The following is a 20,999-nucleotide window of genomic DNA, read 5'->3' on the forward strand; positions in this document are numbered from 1 at the left end:
GACCTGCATTGCTCTCAGCCCTCTGCAACGCCATCGGGAGGCCAAGAGAATGCATCATGCAAAGCAGCTCTCAACCTCCAAGGTAGCGCATCAGCAACAACCCGCACACCGCAGCCACCATCGCCACTGGCATGGCGATCGCACCAGCCTTCAGAAAATCCCACGCGCTGACGTGCATCCCTTCCTTACGAATCGCCAGCAACCAGAGAATCGTCGCCAGCGATCCCGTCACGGAAAGATTCGGCCCCAAATCCACACCAATCAGCACCGCGTGCGATAGCACACCCTGCACCTGCGCCTTCTGCACAGTGGCTCCGGCAATCAAGCCCAGCGGCAGATTATTGACGACGTTATTTCCAACACCCACCACAAAGCTCACCACGAAAGCACCAGCGACTACAGGCAGATGCGTAGCCCATCGCATCGCCGCCACGGCATAATCCAGCGCGCCAATTGCCTCCACCGCACGCACCATCACAAACAGCGCGGCCACCAGCAACAGCGTCGACCAACTGATCTCCTTCAGCATCAGCAGCGGACTCTTTTTCGCAATCAACGAGACAATGCCCACAACCACACATGACGCAACACACGTGGGCAGACCAAGCTGCCACCCCAACCCCGAAGCCACCAACAACACGACGATCACCAGCAACAATCCAGCCAACACCACCTTCGCGTTGCTCTCCAATGACGTCGCTTCCGGCTCGCACTCGATGCTGTCACGCAACTCCTCCCGGAAGTACCAGCGCAACACCAAATAAGTCGCCGCAATCGACAACACCGAAGGCACCCCAAACGAAGCCAGCCACCGACCCAGCGGCGGCATATGCGCACCAAACACCACCAGGTTTGCAGGATTCGAAATCGGCAACACAAACGACGCCGCATTCGCAATCATGGCGCATGCAAACAGATAAGGCAGCGGCGGCACCTTCGCCTTCTTTACCGCAGCCAACACTGCGGGCGTCAGCACCACAGCAGTCGCATCGTTGCTCATGCAGATGGTCACAACCGTTCCTACCGCATACATCAGCGCAAACAGCCGAGACCGTTTTCCATGCGCCCCCAGCACAGCATGCGTCGAAAGCCAATCAAATACGCCATTCTCTTTGGCCAGTTCGCTCAGCAACATCATGCCGATCAGGAACAGATACACATCGCTGCCTTCGGCCACGGCTTTTCCCGCAGTCTTCAGGGGCACCAGCCGCAGCACCACCAGCAGCAAAGCACCGGGTCCCACCCACCATACTTCCGGCAGGTTCTTAGGCCGCACCAGCATCAGCAAAATGCTCGCGGCAACAATCACAATCAGCAGCACATGGGATAACTCAACCGGCATCTGTCACACTCTGACGTCTTTCGTCTCTGCACGGTTGCGAAATCGCACAGCTATACTGGCCACCCGGAGCAAATCATGAGCGAAGCCGCCATCACACACATTGACACCATAACCGACGCGCCGCTTCTGGCCGACGGTGTCATCGCCTACGAAAGCCTTCCCGCCGTTGGAGCAGCGCCCGGCACCGCAGCCTACGTGCATTACAACGGCCCCACCGGCCACCTCAGCACGCTCTGCACCGGCATGTGCGTGCTTGATCCCGGAGCCACACCACATCCGCCGCACCGTCATCCCGAAGAAGAGACCATGATCGTCGCCACAGGCACCGGCATCATCGAAGTTGATGGCGTCACAACACAAGTCGGCCCTGGAGCAATCATGTACTGCGCTGCCAACACGCTCCACGGCATCACCAACACCGGCAGCACTCCCATGACCTTTTTCTTCTCCAAATGGCTCGCAAAGGGTGTTGAGGCACAGAGCGTCTAACAGAATGATGAAGCAACAACCGCACAATCGCGTCTTCCTCTGCCTCGCCCTGCTGCTTCTATCTGCCGGTTGCAAGAAGAAGGAGGTCAGTGCGCGCCCCATCGGCGCAGAGGTTCACATCCAGCCGCTGCTCGGCCTGCCGCCTGTTCCCATTCCAAAGGACAACCCGCCCACCGTCGACACCATCGCCCTCGGCCGCCGCCTCTTTTATGACAAGCGCATCAGCGTGGACAACACACTCTCCTGCGCCAGTTGCCATGATCCGCAGTCGTACTTCACCGATGGCAAGAACGTCAGCACCGGCGTACGCGGCGCACTCGGCACACGCAACGCGCCCACCATCCTCAACGCTGCATATCTGCCGTTTCAATTCTGGGATGGCCGCGCCATCACTCTGGAGGAGCAAGCCGCCTTCCCCATCGCAAACCCGGTCGAGATGAGCCAGCCTCACGCCGCCGATGTCAGCAAACTAGGCGACGATCCCGAGTACCGCGCACTCTTCGAAAAAGCCTTCGGCACGGACGACGTGAATATTGCGCGTGTGGAAGCGGCGCTCGCCAGCTTTGAACGCACCGCTCTCACCGGCAACTCGCCCTTCGACCAATACCAGTTCGGCGGCAACAAGAACGCGCTTACACCTGCGCAACTCCGCGGCTACGGCGTTTTCCTCAATCCCAATGGCGGTAACTGCGCCTCATGCCACACCATCTCGCCACAGGGTGCACTCTTCACCGATGGCAAGTTCCACAACATCGGCGAAGGCGTGAACGACGAAGGCGACTTCAGCGACGTCGGTCGCTTCCACGAAACCAAAGTCGCCACCGACAAAGGCGCGTTCAAAACACCCACACTACGCAACGTGGCAAAGACCGCACCCTATATGCACAACGGCCGCCTGAAGACGCTGAAAGAGGTCATCGACTTCTACGCAGGCCAGGGCAACAGCAACCCGTATCTTGATCCCGAAATGAAGAAGATTCACATGAGCGGCCAGGACCGCGCCGACCTTCTCGAATTTCTCAACGCCCTCACGGGCGACGTAACCCCCAACCTAGGCCCACCATCCAACAGCAAGTAAAGCCAAAAGCGTCTGAACCACCGAGGGAACAAACGCACATGAACCGCAAGCTCTGTACCGCCGCATTTCTCCTGCTCGCCATCACCGGCTGTAAGCAATCGCAAAGCACCGCCGACACCTCTGCCGCCACCAAGCCGCCCGAACCCACCTATTTCAAAGTCGATACCGCCACCGCGGGCACCGTCACCGGCACCATCAAGTACGAAGGCGCAAAGCCGAAGCCGAAACTCATCGACATGAGCAGTGATCCCGCCTGCGCCAACGCCCACAAGGGCGGCAAGGTATATGACGAATCGCTGCTTGTGGACAAGCAGGGTGATCTGGCTAACGCTTTCGTCTACATCTCCAAGGGCCTCGAAGGCAAGGCCTTCGCCACGCCCACCGACTCCGTCAAAATCGACCAGTCTGGCTGCTGGTTCAAACCCCGCGTGCTTGGCCTGCAAACCGGCCAGACGCTCGACATCATCAATTCCGACCCGGTTACGCACAACATCCATCCCATGCCGCATGACAACCGCGAGTGGAACCACTCCCAGGGACCCGGCGACCCGCCCATGCACCGTAAATTCACCAAGGCGGAAGTCATGATCCCGGTAAAGTGCAACATCCACGACTGGATGCACGCCTTCATCGGCGTGGTTGATCACCCCTACTTCGCAGTCACCGGCGACGACGGCACCTTCAAACTGCCGAACTTGCCACCGGGCACCTACACCGTCACCGCATGGCATGAAAACATGGACCCCGTAGAAACCACGGTCACCATCGCACCCAGCGGCAAGGCGGAAGCAAACCTCACTTTCCACGCAAAGTAACGCCTTGCTCTTGCCCCAAACCCCGCCAACCGTCTAAAGTTGGCGGGGTCAACGCATTATCAATAACGCTGGAGTACAAAAGCCATGAGCAACATCACACGCAGAGTCTTCCTTGGACGCGCGGGCAGCCTTGCCGCCGTCACCGCCATGGCCGCCGCCATGCCCCGCTTTGCTTCGGCAACACCACTCGGCCTGCCCATCGGCATCCAGCTTTACGTGGTGAACGCTGACCTTGGCAAAGACGCCGAAGCCACCATCAAGCAGCTTGCAGCTATCGGCTACAAGGAAGTGGAAACCGCAGGCTTCGGCTCTGCAAAGACTGCCGCCGCCCTCCGCAAAATCTTCGACGACAACGGCATCAAGTGTCCCAGCGCGCATCTGCAGTTCGATATGAACAACCTGAACAAGGCGTTTGACGACGCGCATACGCTCGGCTGCACTTACGCCACGTCGTCCGTGCCCAAGCAGCTTCTTGCATCCGCTTCCATGCCCGACATGAGCAGCATGTCGCAGGACGAGCGGCGCGCCGCCATGGCCAAGACCATGCGTGGCATGCTCAATCCCATGACGCCGGACGAATTCAAGGCACTCGCCGAAGCCATGAACAAGGTCGGCGACGCTGCCAAGGCCAGCGGTCTGCGCTTCGCCGCACACAACCACACCATGGAGTTCGCTGACGACAACGGTAAGCCTGGCTACGACTATCTGATCTCGCACACCGACAAGGACAAGGTCTACTTCGAAATCGATTGCGGATGGATCACCGTCGCAGGCCATAAGCCCTCGGAGTACATCAACCGCTATCCGGGCCGCATCCGCATGCTGCACATCAAGGACTTCCTCACGATTGAACCCGGCGCCGCAACCGGCCCCAACGCCCCCAAAGGCGCAGAGATCGGCACAGGTGTCGTGAACTACAAGGAAATCTTCGCCAGCGTAAAAGGCAAGGGTATCGAGCACATCTTCGTCGAGCAGGAAGGCCCCTACAGCCGCATGCCCGCCATGCAGGCCGCCGAAGTCGACTACAAGTACCTAAACTCGCTTAAGTAACTTTACGCCTCAATAACCATCAAGAAGGACGGCCTAGGCCGTCCTTCTTGTGCTTTGCCCCACAAGCGAAGCTCATACGATTCGAAGAATCGTCATCCTGAGCGAAGCGCAGCAAAGTCGAAGGACCTGCATTCTTCTGTGCCCTCTACAACTCACCAGGACACTAAAAGATTTCCGCAGCAAGTAATTAGGAAAACGAACTAACTCTCCGGCAACTCGAACGTATCGCCCGTATCCGTAACCCACTGCTTCAGCCGCGCCAGCAGCCGCTTCCGATCTGCCTTAAAACCATCGTTGAACGCCACATTCACCTGTTCGTACGGATCGTCAATCAGATTGAACATCATCCAAGACTGCCGCGGCAGACATACATACTTCCATCCATCCGTCGTCACAATCCCGCGATACGGCGTGTTCACGCTATCCGCATGCCCCGTAGGAATCACGTTCTGCAGATACACCGAATCCGGATTCTTAGGCCGCGGACGCGACTGCAAACGATGCCCCGAAAGATCATTACCCTCCATCCAATCCGGAATAGCAACATTGCACAGACCAAGCGCGGTCGGAGCAATATCAATCGCACTGAACAGCACATTGGGTCGGCCCGTTTCATGGCCATCGTAAAAAGCTTCGCTACCGCTGACGATCATCGGAATGCGAACCGACTCCTCATAAGGATTCGTCTTCAGAAACTGCCCATGCGATCCATGCGTATCCCCATGATCGGCAAAGATCATGATGTGCGTATCGTCCAGCAGATTCAGCGAAGTAAGCGTCTCAATAATCCGACCGATGTTCCAATCCCAGTTCTCAATCTGCGCATAATACCCTGCCAGGTCCTGACGCGATTTCTCACCAATCGTTTCGCGCCCACCAAGCACACGCGGCCCTTTACCCGGCAGCGTCTCATCCGCAGGCACATTCGGTCGCAGCTTGATCTGCTCTGCGTTGTAGTGAGACATGAACTGTGGCGGCGCAATATAAGGGTTATGTGAAGGCTCCACAGACAGCACACCAAAGAACGGCTGCCCCTTCCCTGCCTTCTGCTCCGCAGCGCGCTCGTGAATGTACTTGATCAGCAGGTCAGTCAACGAGTCAGACTCATACCCCGGCAGCCGATACTGAAACGCATCCTTGCCCTCGCCGCCATGCACCCACGTATCCCACGGACTGTTGTTGTTCTCATACCCAATCCACGTTTTGAAACCACCACGCCGCTCCGGCGGAACAACATACATGGTGGCGCGGCCTTCCGATTCATGAAAGCCGCCCAGATGCCACTTGCCGAAATACCCCGTGTGATATCCCGCATCATGAAACAGATTCGCAACTGTCTTCTGCCCCGCAGGCAAAGGATATTCATGCCCAGGCACCATGTGATGCGGATAGCGACTCGTCAACATCGTTCCGCGAAACGGGCAGCACAATGGAAACCCCGAACGAGCCTGCTGAAAGTTAATACCGCTACGGCTTAATCGATCAATGTTCGGCGTATGCGCATTCGGATCGCCATTGATCCCAAGCGCCTGCCCACGCATCTGGTCCGCCACCAGCCACAGGATGTTGCTCTTCTTCGCGGACTGCTTGCCCTGCGCTTCACTTCGCATACCAGCAAGCGACGAGGCTACTGCTGCCTGCGATGACTTGATAAGAAATTCACGACGGTCCAAAACGGGCACTCCTTTGGCGACTCATTGCCGAACCACTCTTTGGTTGCTGAAATTATCCAGCAGCCATCGCAGTCCGTCGCATGAGAAATACAGGAAGCAGTGTTGACAGCTACTTTCCGCCACTCCCAGCGCATTCCGCAACAGAGATATCCTTGAAATCAGGGGCAGTCGATTGAAGCAATCCGTACACAAACTCGAAATCACAACCCGAGGCCAGGGCCTCTACGAATTCACATCGAACGTAGAAACATGGCTGCGAAATCAGCAGATGCAGACCGGCCTGCTCACCGTCTTCTGCCGCCACACCTCGGCATCGCTCCTCATCCAGGAAAACGCCGACCCCAGCGTCCGCCGCGACCTCAAGTCCTACTTCAGCCGCATCGCTCCTGAAAATGGTCCCTACGAACATACCGACGAAGGCCCGGACGACATGCCCGCGCACCTGAAGACCGCCTTAACGCAGGTGCAACTCTCCATCCCCATGGTGAACGGCAACCTCGTTCTGGGAACCTGGCAAGGCATCTATCTCTTCGAGCACCGTACCCATCCGCATCGCAGACAGATCGTGCTCCACCTCATTGGAGAGTAGTCTTAGCAAACAGAGAAGCCAGCCGAACATCAGGCTGGCTTCTCTATTTAGTTAGGAAAGAAAACTACTTCCACGAAACCGGCGCAGCTTCTTTCGGCTGCACAGCGGTGCATGGATTAGGCCGTTCCGGAGCCTTCGCTCCCTCAGGCAGCATGAACTCCTCCACCGGCGTGCGCGGCAGTGTGCTCTTCCTGGCAGCAATCACACGCGCATTCGGCACCGGTGGCGCAGGCATCGTAGCCGCCGAGCAGCGCGGCACCATCTGGTCTGCATTCGCCAACGCATACAGAGTCAACGCCTCTTCCACCGCGGCCTCGCGCATATCCGGTTCATAGATGCGCTCATAGGTATCGAAGCTGGTGTGATGCGTATACGTGTTGTAGTCAAACGGATCCTGACTGTAACCAACGCCCGGCAGACCTGCATTGTTGAACGAAGTGCTGTCGGTGCCGCCCGTCTGTCGGCCAACCGTCGGATTCGCGTGATAGAAACCCCAATCCTTGAAGTTATCCATCGCGCTCTGCACCATCGCCGCCGCCTCGGTCGGACCAAACACGCTTGCGCCACGCGGCTTGCCCGTACCATCGTCCAGGTTCAGATAGGCATCCAGCTTGTACCACTCCGGCTTCGGATTCTCAGCGCTGCCAAAGTGCTGCGCTACGTATGCAATGGAGCCATACAGGCCCTGCTCTTCCCCGCTCCACAGAGCCACACGAATCGTACGGCGATGCGGAAGGTTAAGAACCTTAATCAATCGCAACGCTTCCACAGCAACGGTGCTGCCCGCGGCATTATCCGTAGCTCCCGTCGCCGGATTCCACGAATCAAAGTGACCGCCCGCCATCACCACTTCATCGCTCTTGTCCGTACCCGGCAACTCGCCAACCACGTTGTAGACCGTCTTCCCTGCAGGATAAAACTCGTTCTTGATGTTCAACCGGATCGTCACGGGAATGTGGTCGATCTTCGTCGTGCGATAGATGCGGCCATAATCTTCATTGCCCATCACCAGCGTCGGCAGGTTCGGGCTATCGGGATTCTCGTTGTAACCAGCGGTCGACTGCTGCAACACAATGCCATACGCACGGCCCGAATCCTTCACCTCAGCCAGCGCGCCATTCGCAATCAGGAACTTATTCACCTGCCCTGTTACCTCGGCAAGCGTCAAGCCTTCCTGCTTTGGGGGAGTCGGTGGCGTGGGGAATCCACCACGGCGGCCACCTTGCTGCTCCCATGTCTCATCAGGACGACGCAGCGTTGCCGGCGCAAAGTTCTCCGGCACTTCAACATGCGGACCGTAGAAGATGACCGATCCCTTGACCTTGTCCTTGATCGAAGCAAGATACGCATCCAGCTCTGCCTGCGTCACAGGCTTGTTCTCCGCAGGCTTCGTTTCAGGCATCGGCGCAGGCGAAGTTCCAGCCTGCTCCATCGCCTTTAATTGCTCAGGCGTCGGCCCGCCGCCACGACCAAATGCACCACCGCCACGACCAAGAGCAACCGGAGGAGGCAGCGGCGGTTCCACCACCAGCACCTTCCCCTCAACCATGCCCTTCGTTCCCGGCGTCCACGAGATCGCGCGCACATTCAGCGGCTGCTGGAACGGCGCAACCACATTCGCCACCGTCTCATAGTTCTGCCAACCCGGATGGTTGAAGTTCCACGGCTCCAGATGAACATTCTGGAAACCCCAGGCCTTCATCTGCTTCACCGCGAAGTCCTGCGCAGCCTTCAATCCCGGCGAACCCGTAAGCCGAGGTCCATACACATCAGTGACCTCATGCAGCCACCACATCAACTGCGAATCCTTCGTCTCCTGCGCACGCAACTGCGTGTTTACGTCAGAGACAGCGGGTGCCTGCGCCATTGCCGGTACAGCTACCAGGCAACTGGCGGCGAGCATACGAACCAGAAATCTGGTCATGCGTAACTCCTTGTGAGCCGAAGCCCAACCGAAATGCGATGTTTGGAAGTTTTCATCCTAACCGCATATCCCCCGCCCATCAAGAAAATTTCAAGGCTGCAACGATGCCAGATATCCCGTAATCGCCACCATCTGCGGCAACGTCATGCTCTGCACTACGGGCTTCATCATCGCGGCATTCTTTCCGTTGCGCGCACCTGTCTGAAAGTCAATCAACTGCCGCGTCATCTGGCTCGGCGATCTTCCCGCAATCGACGGCACATCGCCCACGCCACGCAAATCCTTCCCATGACAAGCAACGCAGGTCTGCGTCAGCGCTTTGCCTTTCTTCAACGATCCCACCGGCACATACGCCACAAACCCCGAGTGCGGATTCCGCAACTCCGTCTGCTCAAGATCCTCCGGAACTTCCAACACACGATCGCCAATCGGCTCTGTCTTTGTTGGATCAGCAACCACCATCATCAGCGCGCCCACCTTCGTCACTGGTACACGATTCGTCTCCACCACACGAATCCATTTCACCGGCTTCAGCGAAGCAAAGTAGTCCACACCAGCTTCAATCTCCTCCGGCGTCGCATGCTGCACAGTCTGAATCATATGTTCCGTGGAACCAAAGCGCGGTTCAGACGACTTCCGCAAACCATCGCGAAAATCCGCCATCTGCTCCATCATGTAACCCTTCGATAGCCCAGCGACACTCATGTTTTCAGGCCGCCCCATGCCCGTCGGCAGATGGCAATGCCCGCAAGCATTCACACCCGGAGCGCGCCCCACCGCCACCACCGGCGGCATCTTTGGATGCTCATTAGGAAACCAGTCCGGCACAAGAAAAAGACTCGGAATCTCTTTGTCCGTATACGCAGCAGAGCTTCCCGGTACATGCTTCACTTCACCGGTAGGCCGCTCTGCAGGAGCAGAAGGTGTGCCGGGTGGCAACAATGGCCACGCCCACACAGGCAACGACTCACCCGCGTTTTTCTGCGCATACAAACGATAAGACAAAGGCAGCAACGAACCCGCCACCACACTGGCAACAGCAAACCATGCAAGGGATTTCACCGCAGCATTCTTGCACGACAGCAGCACAATCGTGCACGCCGCATAACGCCGCGAGCTACAAACAAATTCCTCCGCGAGAAATGGAATAAGAAATATCTCTTTCTCATTTGGATGGCTACACTTATCATCGGCCCACAGGGACGGCAGTGCTATTTTTGCCTTCGGAGGAATTCATGATTCGATCATTTCTTCTTGCAGCATGTATCGCACTCACCGGCACCTGCGCCGCCCAACCGGCACTCCCATCCAGCTTCGTCGCCAAAACCATTCATAGCCCCGCTGGCGCAGATATCTACGTACGCTCCGGCGGACACGGTCCTGTAGTCGTCTTATTGCATGGCTATGCGGAAAACAGCGACTCCTGGGCGCCACTCGCTTACGACCTCATGAAGGATCACACCGTCGTAGTTCCCGATCTCCGCGGCATCGGCAAATCATCCATACCCACCAGTGGCTACGACAAGAAGACTCAAGCCATCGACATCCGTGCCGTAGTCACATCTTTGGGCTATGACAAGACCGTCGTCATATCGCACGACATCGGCATCATGGTCGCTTACGCTTATGCCGCCACCTATCCCGATAAAGTCGAGCGGCTGGTCATCATGGACGCTCCCATACCGGGCTTAGGCCCGTGGACTGACATTCTGCAGATGCCCGGCGTGTGGCACTTCAATTTCCACGGTCCCGACGCGGAGCGGCTCGTGCAAGGTCGCGAACGCATCTACTTTGACCGCATCTGGAACGACTTCACCGCAGATCCAGCCAAGCCCGATGACGCCACGCGAAACTTCTTCACCGCCAGCTACACACGCCCCGGTGGCATGCGCGCAGGCTTCGCCCAGTTTGCAGCCTTTTCGCAGGATGCAAAAGACAATCAGGAATTTGCGAAGACGAAACTCACTATGCCAGTGCTCGCAGTAGGCGGCGAGAAGTCCATGGGAGCACTCGAAGGGGTCATCATGAAATCGACCGCTGTGAACGTGCAGAGTGAAGTCATCACAGGGTCAGGCCACTGGCTCATGGAAGAAAAGCCTACAGAAACCATCGCACTCATCCGCGCGTTTCTGCAGCAACCAGCAACAGCGAAATAATCAGCCAAAGCGCCCGGTCACATACTCTTCCGTCTCGCGCCGTGCGGGCCGCTGGAAGATCACGCGCGAAGCATCAAATTCCATCAACCGCCCGGCCATGAAGAAGCCCGTGTAATCCGCCACACGCGCCGCCTGCAACATGTTGTGCGTCACGGTAATGATGGTGCACTGTTCCTTCAACTCCACCATCAACTCTTCGATCTTCGCAGTCGCAATTGGATCCAGCGCCGAGCACGGCTCATCCATCAGCAACACTTCCGGATCAATCGCCAGCGCACGCGCAATGCAAAGTCGCTGCTGCTGACCTCCGCTCAACCCAAGTGCAGACGAGTGCAAACGATCCTTCACCTCATTCCATAGCGCCGCACGCTGCAGGCTCTTTTCCACGCGTGCATCAATATCGCCACGACTCACAATGTGGTTCACGCGCAGCCCATACGCCACGTTGTCATAGATCGACTTGAAGAACGGCATGGGCTTCTGAAACACCATGCCCACCTTGCGTCGTAGCACAATCGAATCAAAATCAAACAGGTTCTGTTCGCCCAGCAACACATCGCCAGAGATGCGCGTATGCGGCACCGTCTCATACATGCGATTCAAAATCCGCAGGAACGTCGACTTACCGCAGCCAGAAGGCCCAATCAGCGCAGTGACTTTTCGTGCAGGCAGCACAATTGAAATATCGTGCAGCGCATGAAAGCCGCCGTAATAAAAGTTCACATCGCGCGCAGTGAACTGTGGATGCACAAAGTCTTCTGTCACCGCACCCTGCGGCGCAAACACACTCGCCAGCGAACTCATCGACTCACCCGCCGACCACGCTGCAAAACCACACGCGCCACAATGTTGATCGCCAACACCGCCATCAACAACACAAAGCCAGCGGCCCACGCCTGCCTGTGCCAATCCTCATACGGTGAAATCGCATAGTTGAAAATCATCACCGGCAACGAAGCAGTCGGCTCATTCACGCCCTTGCTCCAGAACTGATTGCCAAATGCCGTGAACAACAGTGGCGCCGTCTCACCTGCCACACGCGCCAGGTTCAGCATGATGCCGGTAACAATACCCGTAATCGCCGCAGGCACAATCACGGTAAACACCGTCTGCGCCTTGCTCGCACCCAGCGCAAGCCCACTCTCACGCATGCTGTTCGGCACGCCACGCAGAAACTCTTCCGTCGAACGCAGCGCAATCGGAATCATCATGATCCCCAGCGCAATGCCGCCCGCCAGCGTGGAAAAGTGACGCATCGGCAACACCACAAGTGTGTACACAAAGATGCCCATCACAATCGACGGCACACCATTCAGCAGATCCGTCATGTAGCGGACCAGGCCCGACAACCACCCGCGTCCAAACTCCGCAAGATAGATGCCAGCCAACATGCCAAGCGGAATCCCGATCGCGCTCGCAATCAGCAGCATCTTCAGCGAACCCACCAGTGCATTCGCCATGCCGCCACCCTCCTGCCCCACAGGAGCAGGCAGCTTCGTGAAGAAATTCCAATTCAGCGAACGGCCGCCATGCCATGCAAGATAGCCCAGGATGAAAAACAGTACGCTCACCACCAGCAGCGTGCAAAGCCCGGTCAGCGTGAGCATCACCGCATTCACGACGCGGCGTCGTTTCGGAGGATACGCAGGCGACGCCATCAGTCGTCATCCTCCCTGTCCGACCAGAACCACACCGTCTTATCGGTGCCCTTGCGAATCACAGCGAAGTCATCTTCACAGCTATAGGTCTCGTAACCTTCATTGCGAAGCGTGTCGGAGGAATTCGTCGTACGCACTTCTTCCGGAAACCATTTCGGCAATCCGGTTTCAATAACAAATCCATCTTTATCCAACTTGCACTTCGCCAGGAATGCATCCGTTGCATCGCTAGTAAACGTGCCCACAAAACGTTCCGTATCCGTATCGCCGCTCACCTTCACAGCGCGCAGATTCTGCGGCACGCCATGCGGCATCCAGCCACTCTCCACATACTGCCGAACCGTCTCGGCAGATGGATTCGCCGACGCCGCATCAAATGTGTTGTCACAACCCAACAGCGTAACCAGTAGCAACGGTGAAACAGCAGAAAGCATGAGTTTCATCACGCATTCACCTCCTGCACCTTAAAACGCAACATCAGTAGCCGTGCGGCTGCATTAATTAGCATGGTCGTCACAAAAAGCACCAAACCAAGCTCAATCAATGCATGAATGTACAGGTCGCCCGTCGCCTCGGTGAACTCATTCGCAATCACCGACGCAATCGTGTAACCCGGCGCCAGCAGCGACAGGTGCACATCCGGCACATTGCCAATCACCATGGTCACTGCCATCGTCTCGCCCAGCGCACGCGCCAGGGCCAGAAATACGCTGCCCATAATGCCGCGGCTGGCATACGGCACCACTGCGCGCCAGGTCACATCCCACTTCGTCGCACCCAGCGCCATCATCGCCTCACGCTGCGAAGCAGGCACGCTCAACAGCACCTCGCGCGAGATCGACACGATGAACGGGACAATCATGATGGCCAGCACCACTGAGGCGGAGAAGTAACTCACGCCATAGAATGCGCCCTGAAAGATAGGTAACCAACCAAATAATGCGCGCAGCGGTGGCACCACGTAGTTGCTCAGGATCGGCACCAGCACAAAGATGCCTAGCAGGCCAAAGATCACGCTCGGCACAGCCGCCAACAATTCCACAAGGAACGTGAGCACATCGCTCACTCTCCGCGGCGCCATCTCCGCCAGGAAGATAGCCGCACCCAATCCAATCGGAATCGCAATCGCCAGCGACAGCACGCTGGTTACAAGCGTCCCGTAGATAAACGGCAGCGCACCAAAGATCTCGCTACCCGGATCCCAATCGCTGCTCCAAAGAAAATGCCAACCCGACTGATGACGCGACAGAGACGAGTTCACCCACAGGTGCTCCGCCAGCAATCCTGTGATCAGCACCACCGTCAACGCCGCGCACAGCGTAATCAGGTACGCCGCTTCATCGCCCTTGCGCAGCCGTTCCATGAACGACAGCTTCGTCGCTCCCGCCGTCTTCTGCGCAACCATCTCCGACGATGTCTCCGTGGTCGTCATTCCCATCTCTTCAGTACTGCAGCTGCTTCAGCGCCTGCAACTCGCGATCCACAATATCCTTCGACAACGGCGCATACGAAAGTGCAGCGCCATACTGCTGCCCTTCCGTCAGACCCCACGTCAAAAACTCTTTCAGCGCCGCGCCCTTCGCGCGATCCGCCATCTTCGTCGGCACCAGCATCCACGTGAAACTGCACACAGGATAGCTGGCCACGCCGGGAGGGTTCGTAATGTCCGCGCGAAAATCGGCTGGCATATATTTCGACATCGCCGTCGCCGCCGCCGACACCGAATGCAGATCCGCCTTCACAAACTGCCCCTCGCGATTCTGAATCCTGCCGTACAGCATGTGGCTATTCAGCGCATACACCAACTCCACATAACCGATGGAGTTCGGCATCTGCCGCACCAACCCGGCAACACCCTCGTTACCCTTGCCGCCCAGCCCCACCGGCCAGTGTGGCGACGTGGACACCCGCACCTTCGCTGCAAACGCCGGATTCACCTTCGCCAGGTAATCCACCCACAGGAATGAAGTGCCGCTGCCATCTGCGCGATGAATCACCAGGATGAACTCATTCGGCAGCTTCACGCCCGGATTCGCCCGCGCAATCTCCGGATCGTTCCACTTCTGAATCGTGCCCAGAAAAATCCCCGCCAACGCCGCCGGCGTAAAGTTCAGCTCCGCCGAAACACCCGGCAGGTTATAGACCGGCACAGCCGCGCCCAACGCCGTGGGAAAGTGCAGGATATTCGCGCCACCCAGCTTGCTGCGCGCCTCTGCAAGCTGCGAATCGGTCATCGGCCCGTCGGTGCCGCCAAAATCCACAGTGCCAATGCTCACCTGCCGAATACCGCCGCCCGACCCGATGCTCTGGTAATTCACCTGAATCCGCGGATGCGTCTTCAGATATTCGGCAGCCCACTTGGAATAAAGAGGATAGGCAAAGGTCGAGCCCGCTCCGGTCAGCGTCATCTGCTGTGCCGCGGCCACTAAGCCGCAACCAATCCACAACAGCAGAGCGCACATCCCTGCGACCCGACGAAGCAAAACCACCCCTGAGAAAAACGGAAATCCAGCAGCCGAACCCACGCCCGCGCCGCCTGCCAACATCGTCTCACACGGAGCGCCTGCCCCAACACTAGCCCATCGTCATGAACACACCATGAACGCAACAGCGCCAGTACTGTCATAACGCCAGAGTGCCGAGGCCGTCATTCTGAGCGAAGCGAAGAATCCCAACGAATCCTCCGCAGCCAACGCCCTCAAACCCCTCCAGCCACGACCCGAAAACCAGCTTCGCGAAAGCGAAGCTCCAACAGTCAAAGACCTTCATCCTGAACGAAGCGAAGCGGAGCTAAAAGGACCCGCATTTCCATCCCGCACTAGAATGCTTCCGGGAAGCCAAAACATGCCCATCGCAACCCTCACCATCGACCTCGCCATCGAGCACGCGCAATCCCTCAAGGACCGCCGCCAAGTCGTGCGTTCGATTAAGGACAAGCTCCGCCACGGCTTCAACATCTCCGTAGCCGAACTCGACGAAACACCCATGTGGAACCGCGCCACCCTCGGCATCGCCGCCATCCATAGCAGCCGCGACTACCTCCAGGGCCAACTCCACGAAGTAGAAGATGCCGTCAACCGTCTCGCCACGGGCTTAGGCGCAAGCGTCCTCGACGCGCAAATCGATATCCTCGACTGACAACGACATTTAGCCACAGAGCCACGCCCCGGCGCGATACGATACTCACATGCTTAAAGGCACACTCATGACCATCCGCCTGCTGTGGCTTGTGAACATCCTCACTGGCGTCTTGTTTTACTTCCACGTGGTTGCATGGCCCATCAGCGTGCACATGTACATTGGCTTTGCCATCGCGCTGCTGATGATTGTGATCGGCCTCATGGGCCTTGGTCGCGCAGCGGGCCTCGCCGCTGGAACCATCCTCATGGCCATCCTGCTACCCGTCATCGGCATCCTGCAGCTCACGCACATCGGCCGTCCAGATCTGCCTTACATCCAGATCACGCACGTCATCATCAGCATCGCATCCATCGGCATCGCTGAAGTCCTCGGCAAGCGCTTGAAAACGGCGTAAGCCAGCAAAGCTCATACGCACGAAACGCGGAAGTGAACTGATACGCATCCACCAGCGAAGCTCACACGACTGAAAGTCGTCATCCTGAGCGAAACGAAGTGAAGTCGAAGGACCTGCACCTTTTCTCAGCCTTCTACAACGCATCGCGCAACCAAACACATCAACAGCCGAAACCGGGTGCCCAGGCGCGCAAAGCTCACCTGGGCATCGCACTTTAGTGGATCAAACGGCCAAAGACCGTCATTCTGAGCGATGCGAAGAATCTCAACGGACTCCCTCAGACCAACGCCACCTATCCCTTCCAGCTACAAATCAAAGCGAAGCTCATGCGCACGAAGTGCGTCTTCTTTCGGAAGGGCAGGGCTTCAGCCCTGCCCTTCCATCTTGCTGACAAGGCGCGGCTTTAGCCGCTGAAGGGAATACATCCCAAAACCTGCTATCCTCCTCGCGATGACCGCTGAGACCAAAGCCAACGCAAAAGCCGCCACCGTAGCGTTGGTGCTGCTCACCTCACTCAACCTCGTCAACTACATTGACCGCTACATCCTGCCCGGCGTGCAGGAGATGATCAAGGCGGAGTTCCACGTCTCCGACGAGCGCATCGGCGCTCTGACGATGTACTTCTTCCTCACCTACATCATCGCGGCACCGCTCACCGGCTGGCTCGGTGACCACTTCCCCCGCAAGCCCCTCATCGTTATCGGCGCACTGCTCTGGAGCGGCACCAATCTTTTCACCGCAATGGTGCATAACTTCGACGGACTTTTATTCCGCCACGCCGCACTCGGCATCGGCGAAGCCAGCTTCGGCATCTACGGCCCCGCGCTCCTGAGCGACTACTACCCACCCTCGCAGCGCAACCGCGCCCTCACCATCTTCAACATCGCTATCCCCGTAGGCGCGGCGCTTGGCTACAGCTTCGGTGGATGGGTCGGACAGAACCACGGCTGGCGCTCCGCGTTTTACATCTCCGCCATCCCCGGCGTACTTATCGCGATTGTCATCCTGTTCTTTCTGCGTGAACCGGAACGCGGCGAATCCGACACCGGCAGCGAACAGAAAAAGTCCGCCGCAGTCCTTGATCTGCTGAAGAACCCCGCATACCTCACCGCTACGATGGGCTACGCCATGACCACCTTCACCATCGGCGGCATCAGCGCATGGATCCCCAGCTTCCTTCAACGTGAAGCGGGCATGTCTGCCACATCGGCAGGCTTTTCCGTGGGAGCCATCACAGCCGTAACTGGCATTCTCGGCACCGCCATCGGCGGATGGTGGGCACAGCGCTGGCTCAGGACGGACCACCGCGCCCTTTACTGGGTCTGCGCCATCGGCCCGGCCCTCTGCATTCCCTTCGCTCTTCTCTGCTTCTTCGGCCCGAGGTCCTTCATGCTGCCATCATTGGCCGTTGCAGAACTCGCGCTCTTCCTCGGCAGTGGTCCGGTCAACGCGGCCATCGTGAACTCGGTCAGCGCACGCGTCCGCGCCACCGCCCTCGCCGGTCAACTCTTCCTCATCCACCTCTTCGGCGACGTTCCATCGCCACGCATCATCGGTTTTGTCAGCGACCACAGCAACCTGCACATCGGCCTCGGTGTCTCCGTCATTGCGCTGGTCGCATCGTCCCTCCTGCAATGGGGTGGTGCCCGCTTCGCCCCCCGCGACACCTCCACCGCAACCGCCGGCGCGCAACATTCTTAATCCGCAACGAAAATTTCTACTTTTCCCACCGCTCGATTTTCGTACTGATCTACAGGAACCAATACCGCTCAGCTTCCGTATAACGCTTCATTACTTTTTGAAGCCGGACGCGTGAGCCGGTCTCTACCCCTGTAAGACCAACGATTTTCGAGAGAATTACTGTGAAATTGAATCTGTTCGCCCTGATTACGGCGGTTACACCTGCGCTTGCCTTCTCTGCTGCAGGCGCGCAGTCCAAATGCACGCCGCTCACCGGCCTGGTGCATGACTCCACCGCTGCAATCATTCCCGGCGCATCCGTACAGCTTGACGACACTCCCCCCGTCGTCGGCGACGCCGCAGGCCGCTTCCACATCGCCTGCGTGCCTGCAGGCCGCCACACCCTGCAAGTTACCTTCAGCGGCTTCGCACCTTTGACGATGCCCGTCACGCTGCCCCGCGCCAGCGAACTCTCCGTCACCCTGCACCCCGAAGAAGTCCAGACCACAGTCGACGTCGCCGATACCGACGACGAGAATCCAGCCGCCGTCAATTCCGCCACCGCCACCGGTCCTTCCACGACCATCTCCGGCAAGCGCCTGCAAACGCTCGCGGATGACCCCGACGACCTCCTGCGCCAGCTCCAGCAGATGGCCGCAGCCGCAGGCGGCGCCCCCGGCAACACCACCATCTCTGTCGACGGCTTTGTCAGCGGCGACAACAACTCCACAATTCCGCCGAAATCCTCCATCGCCTACATCAAGGTCAACCCCGACCTCTTCTCCGCGGAATACCGCAACCCGCCCTTCGGCGGCGGACAGGTGCAGATCTACACCAAGCCCGGCCAACCGGCGTATCACGGCGCTCTCTTCGCCACCAATTCCAGCGCATGGATGAACGCGCGCGATCCCTTCTCCGTCAGCCGCGCCGCGCTCGGCAAACAGCGCTACGGCTTTGAACTCACCGGCCCCATCCGCAAAAAGGGATCGGACTTCATCCTCAATCTCGAACACCGCACCGTTAACAACTTCGCCGCCATCAACGCCATCAACGTCGACGCCTCCGGCAACCAGACACCCGTCCTCGCCAACGTGCCCACCACACAAAGCCGCTGGATCGGCATGGCGAAAGTCGACTGGCAGCTCAGCGAAAAGAATACCTTCATCGTCAGCTTCAACGCTTGGCAAAACAACCAGCAGAACGTAGGCGCAGGCGGCACCACGCTCCCGGAAAACGCCTACACGAGAAATTCTTACGATCACGAACTTCACATCACCAACGTGACCGTCGTCTCGCCCAAGATCATGCATGAAGCCCGCCTCGGCTTTGAATTCGACGGCAAGGACCAGACCCCCAACTCCCTCGCGCCTCAGCTTTCCGTCGCTGGCGCGTTCACCGGTGGCGGCAATAGCATCGGTGCCCTGCGCGACCACGAAGTGGACGTCGAATTCGACGACGACGCCATCATCAACCTCGACAAGCATCTCCTCAAGTTCGGCATCCAGTCCGAGTTCCTGCGCGAGCGCTTCCGCTACACCAACAACTTCAACGGCACATGGCTCTTCGGTGGCGGCACCGCACCCGTACTTGACGGCAACCACCTCCCCACCGGCCAAACGCAGACCATCACCGGCGTTGAACAGTACGTGCGCGCGCTCAACGGCTGGGCAGGTGGTTCGCCCACGCAGTACTCCAACATTGCGGGCAATCCCACCATCAACCTGACGCAGTACCGCCTCGCCCTGTTCTTCCAGGACGATTGGAAGGTCACACCGCGTCTCCATGTCGCATGGGGTCTGCGCTACTACACGCAGAACAAGCCCATGGTGCATAACAACTTCAACCCGCGCCTTGGCATTTCGTGGCGCCCGACAAAGAATCCAAATGGACACTGCATGCTCACGCAGGCATGTTCTCCGGCCGCTTCTCCGCACACAGCTACGCGCAGTTGCTGGATAACGATGGCGTCCAGCGCACCACCAGCCTCATCTACTCACCCACCTGCTCCGGCGTCTTCAATCCCAATACCTGCAACCCATTCGTAGGTTCCACGCCGCTGCAGTCCATCCGCAACATCCAACCGCACATGCCCAACCTGTTCTTCAGCATTCAGAACCTGGGCTTCAGCCACACCATGGGCAAAAACTGGAGCATCTCCGCGGACTACTACATTGCGCAGATGTGGCATTACACGCGCTCGCAAAACATCAATCCGCCACTCAACGGCCAACCGCTCGGCCCGCGTCCTCTACAGCAGAACGTCAATATCCTGCAGTGGCAATCGAATGGCCGTGGCTACGGCAACGTCATCTTCCTTGGCCTGTCGAACCAGACCTTCAAGTACGTCCAGTTCTCACTCGGCAGCGTTCGTGTGAACATCATCGATAACACCAACGACGACCCGTTCTACACACCGCAGAAGACTGGCTCCAACGCCGGCGAATTTGCCCGCCGCACCGGCAATGCTCTCTGGGAAGTCTTCGGCAACGCCACCGCCAAACTACCCTACGCCATGCAGCTCAGCGCCAACATGAACGCACAGGGCGACACACCGTTCAATCTCACCACCGGCTTTGATAACAACGGTGACGGCAACTTCAACGACCGTCCCTTCCTCGCCTCCACTGGCACGCCTATCTGCACTGCCACCATCGCATCCAACTGCGCCTACCAGACGCAGTATGGCCTGCTCGCCACCTCAGGCACAGGCGCCACCATTGGTCGCAACGCAGGCATCCAGCCCTGGACCTTCTATCTGGACACCAATCTGCAGCGCACCTTCAAGCTCACGCACAACGCGAAGGCAGAACATCCGCAATCGCTCACAGCCAACATCCGCAGCTCCAACGTGCTGAACCACCTCAACGTCACCAACGTAGGCAGCGTAGTAGGCTCACCCACCTTCGGCCGCGCCACGCAAGGCGACAACGGCCGACGCATCGAAGGCGGCCTCCGCTACAGCTTCTAATTAAACGAGGCCTTGTTCAACAACTGCATGTGAGCAAGGCCA

The 20,999-nt window shown here is 58.2% G+C and carries 19 protein-coding genes and 1 pseudogene; 11 read left to right on the forward strand and 9 right to left on the reverse strand.

Features of this window, described 5'->3' with window-relative positions:
* Window positions 1–70: 70 nt before the first annotated feature.
* Window positions 71–1,342, reverse strand: a complete 1,272-nt coding sequence (locus JAO32_RS13175; RefSeq protein WP_334241112.1) for an SLC13 family permease — start codon at window positions 1,340–1,342, stop codon at window positions 71–73.
* A gap of 75 nt (window positions 1,343–1,417) precedes the next feature.
* Between JAO32_RS13175 and JAO32_RS13180 the strand changes: the two genes are divergently transcribed.
* The 4 genes from JAO32_RS13180 (at window position 1,418) to JAO32_RS13195 (ending at window position 4,774) form a co-directional block, all read left to right on the forward strand.
* Complete coding sequence (locus tag JAO32_RS13180) at window positions 1,418–1,831, forward strand: cupin domain-containing protein (protein WP_334241114.1); 414 nt, start codon at window positions 1,418–1,420, stop codon at window positions 1,829–1,831.
* 4 nt (window positions 1,832–1,835) lie between these two features.
* Window positions 1,836–2,909: a cytochrome-c peroxidase gene (locus tag JAO32_RS13185; protein ID WP_334241115.1), complete on the forward strand. Its 1,074-nt coding sequence runs from the start codon at window positions 1,836–1,838 to the stop codon at window positions 2,907–2,909.
* Window positions 2,910–2,947: 38 nt separating this feature from the next.
* Window positions 2,948–3,724 (forward strand): carboxypeptidase regulatory-like domain-containing protein, encoded by a 777-nt coding sequence (locus JAO32_RS13190; protein ID WP_334241117.1) that lies wholly within the window; start codon window positions 2,948–2,950, stop codon window positions 3,722–3,724.
* A gap of 84 nt (window positions 3,725–3,808) precedes the next feature.
* The gene (locus JAO32_RS13195) at window positions 3,809–4,774 is read left to right on the forward strand and encodes a sugar phosphate isomerase/epimerase family protein (protein WP_334241119.1); all 966 of its coding nucleotides are present in this window, start codon (window positions 3,809–3,811) and stop codon (window positions 4,772–4,774) included.
* A 200-nt stretch (window positions 4,775–4,974) separates the two neighbouring features.
* On the opposite strand, the gene JAO32_RS13200 is transcribed toward JAO32_RS13195, so the two are convergent.
* On the reverse strand, window positions 4,975–6,447 hold the full coding sequence (locus JAO32_RS13200) for a sulfatase family protein (RefSeq protein WP_334241120.1): 1,473 nt from the start codon (window positions 6,445–6,447) through the stop codon (window positions 4,975–4,977).
* Between the two features lie 172 nt (window positions 6,448–6,619).
* On the opposite strand from JAO32_RS13200, the gene JAO32_RS13205 reads away from it, so the two are divergent.
* The gene (locus JAO32_RS13205; protein ID WP_334241122.1) at window positions 6,620–7,036 is read left to right on the forward strand and encodes a secondary thiamine-phosphate synthase enzyme YjbQ; all 417 of its coding nucleotides are present in this window, start codon (window positions 6,620–6,622) and stop codon (window positions 7,034–7,036) included.
* A gap of 64 nt (window positions 7,037–7,100) precedes the next feature.
* Here JAO32_RS13205 and JAO32_RS13210 read toward each other — a convergent pair whose 3' ends face one another.
* Window positions 7,101–8,960 carry a M20/M25/M40 family metallo-hydrolase gene (locus JAO32_RS13210; RefSeq protein WP_334241123.1) on the reverse strand — a complete coding sequence of 620 codons (1,860 nt, stop codon included), beginning with the start codon at window positions 8,958–8,960 and terminating at the stop codon, window positions 7,101–7,103.
* 90 nt (window positions 8,961–9,050) lie between these two features.
* On the reverse strand, window positions 9,051–10,022 hold the full coding sequence (locus JAO32_RS13215; protein ID WP_334241125.1) for a c-type cytochrome: 972 nt from the start codon (window positions 10,020–10,022) through the stop codon (window positions 9,051–9,053).
* 173 nt (window positions 10,023–10,195) lie between these two features.
* Here JAO32_RS13215 and JAO32_RS13220 point away from each other — a divergent pair, with 173 nt between their 5' ends.
* Window positions 10,196–11,116, forward strand: a complete 921-nt coding sequence (locus JAO32_RS13220) for an alpha/beta fold hydrolase (RefSeq protein ID WP_334241126.1) — start codon at window positions 10,196–10,198, stop codon at window positions 11,114–11,116.
* Here the strand turns inward: JAO32_RS13220 and pstB are convergent, their stop codons facing one another.
* Genes pstB through pstS form a run of 5 tightly spaced genes read right to left on the reverse strand, consistent with a single transcriptional unit; the run spans window position 11,117 to window position 15,320 of the window.
* Window positions 11,117–11,920, reverse strand: coding sequence for a phosphate ABC transporter ATP-binding protein PstB (gene pstB / locus JAO32_RS13225; RefSeq protein ID WP_334241127.1), 804 nt, complete (start codon window positions 11,918–11,920; stop codon window positions 11,117–11,119).
* The gene (pstA, locus tag JAO32_RS13230) at window positions 11,917–12,774 is read right to left on the reverse strand and encodes a phosphate ABC transporter permease PstA (protein WP_334241129.1); all 858 of its coding nucleotides are present in this window, start codon (window positions 12,772–12,774) and stop codon (window positions 11,917–11,919) included. The genes pstB and pstA overlap by 4 nt, the downstream gene beginning before the upstream one ends.
* Entirely contained in the window at window positions 12,774–13,217 is a 444-nt protein-coding gene (locus JAO32_RS13235) for a hypothetical protein (protein WP_334241130.1), read from the reverse strand. The genes pstA and JAO32_RS13235 overlap by 1 nt, the downstream gene beginning before the upstream one ends.
* Window positions 13,217–14,206: a phosphate ABC transporter permease subunit PstC gene (pstC, locus tag JAO32_RS13240; protein ID WP_334241131.1), complete on the reverse strand. Its 990-nt coding sequence runs from the start codon at window positions 14,204–14,206 to the stop codon at window positions 13,217–13,219. The genes JAO32_RS13235 and pstC overlap by 1 nt, the downstream gene beginning before the upstream one ends.
* A gap of 10 nt (window positions 14,207–14,216) precedes the next feature.
* Window positions 14,217–15,320: a phosphate ABC transporter substrate-binding protein PstS gene (gene pstS, locus JAO32_RS13245; RefSeq protein ID WP_334241133.1), complete on the reverse strand. Its 1,104-nt coding sequence runs from the start codon at window positions 15,318–15,320 to the stop codon at window positions 14,217–14,219.
* Between the two features lie 298 nt (window positions 15,321–15,618).
* Here pstS and JAO32_RS13250 point away from each other — a divergent pair, with 298 nt between their 5' ends.
* The 5 genes and pseudogenes from JAO32_RS13250 (at window position 15,619) to JAO32_RS20075 (ending at window position 20,957) form a co-directional block, all read left to right on the forward strand.
* Entirely contained in the window at window positions 15,619–15,912 is a 294-nt protein-coding gene (locus JAO32_RS13250; RefSeq protein WP_334241136.1) for a DUF503 domain-containing protein, read from the forward strand.
* 49 nt (window positions 15,913–15,961) lie between these two features.
* On the forward strand, window positions 15,962–16,309 hold the full coding sequence (locus tag JAO32_RS13255) for a hypothetical protein (RefSeq protein ID WP_334241137.1): 348 nt from the start codon (window positions 15,962–15,964) through the stop codon (window positions 16,307–16,309).
* A gap of 450 nt (window positions 16,310–16,759) precedes the next feature.
* Window positions 16,760–18,010, forward strand: coding sequence for a spinster family MFS transporter (locus tag JAO32_RS13260; RefSeq protein WP_334241139.1), 1,251 nt, complete (start codon window positions 16,760–16,762; stop codon window positions 18,008–18,010).
* 260 nt (window positions 18,011–18,270) lie between these two features.
* A pseudogene (locus tag JAO32_RS13265) lies at window positions 18,271–19,809 on the forward strand (carboxypeptidase regulatory-like domain-containing protein); the annotation flags it as partial.
* Window positions 19,810–19,898: 89 nt separating this feature from the next.
* A complete protein-coding gene (locus JAO32_RS20075) occupies window positions 19,899–20,957 on the forward strand; it encodes a hypothetical protein (protein ID WP_443082597.1) in 1,059 nt (352 codons plus the stop codon).
* The last annotated feature ends 42 nt before the right edge of the window (window positions 20,958–20,999 follow it).

The sequence above is a fragment of the Terriglobus sp. ADX1 genome, from assembly GCF_036877645.1.
Lineage (GTDB): Bacteria > Acidobacteriota > Terriglobia > Terriglobales > Acidobacteriaceae > Terriglobus.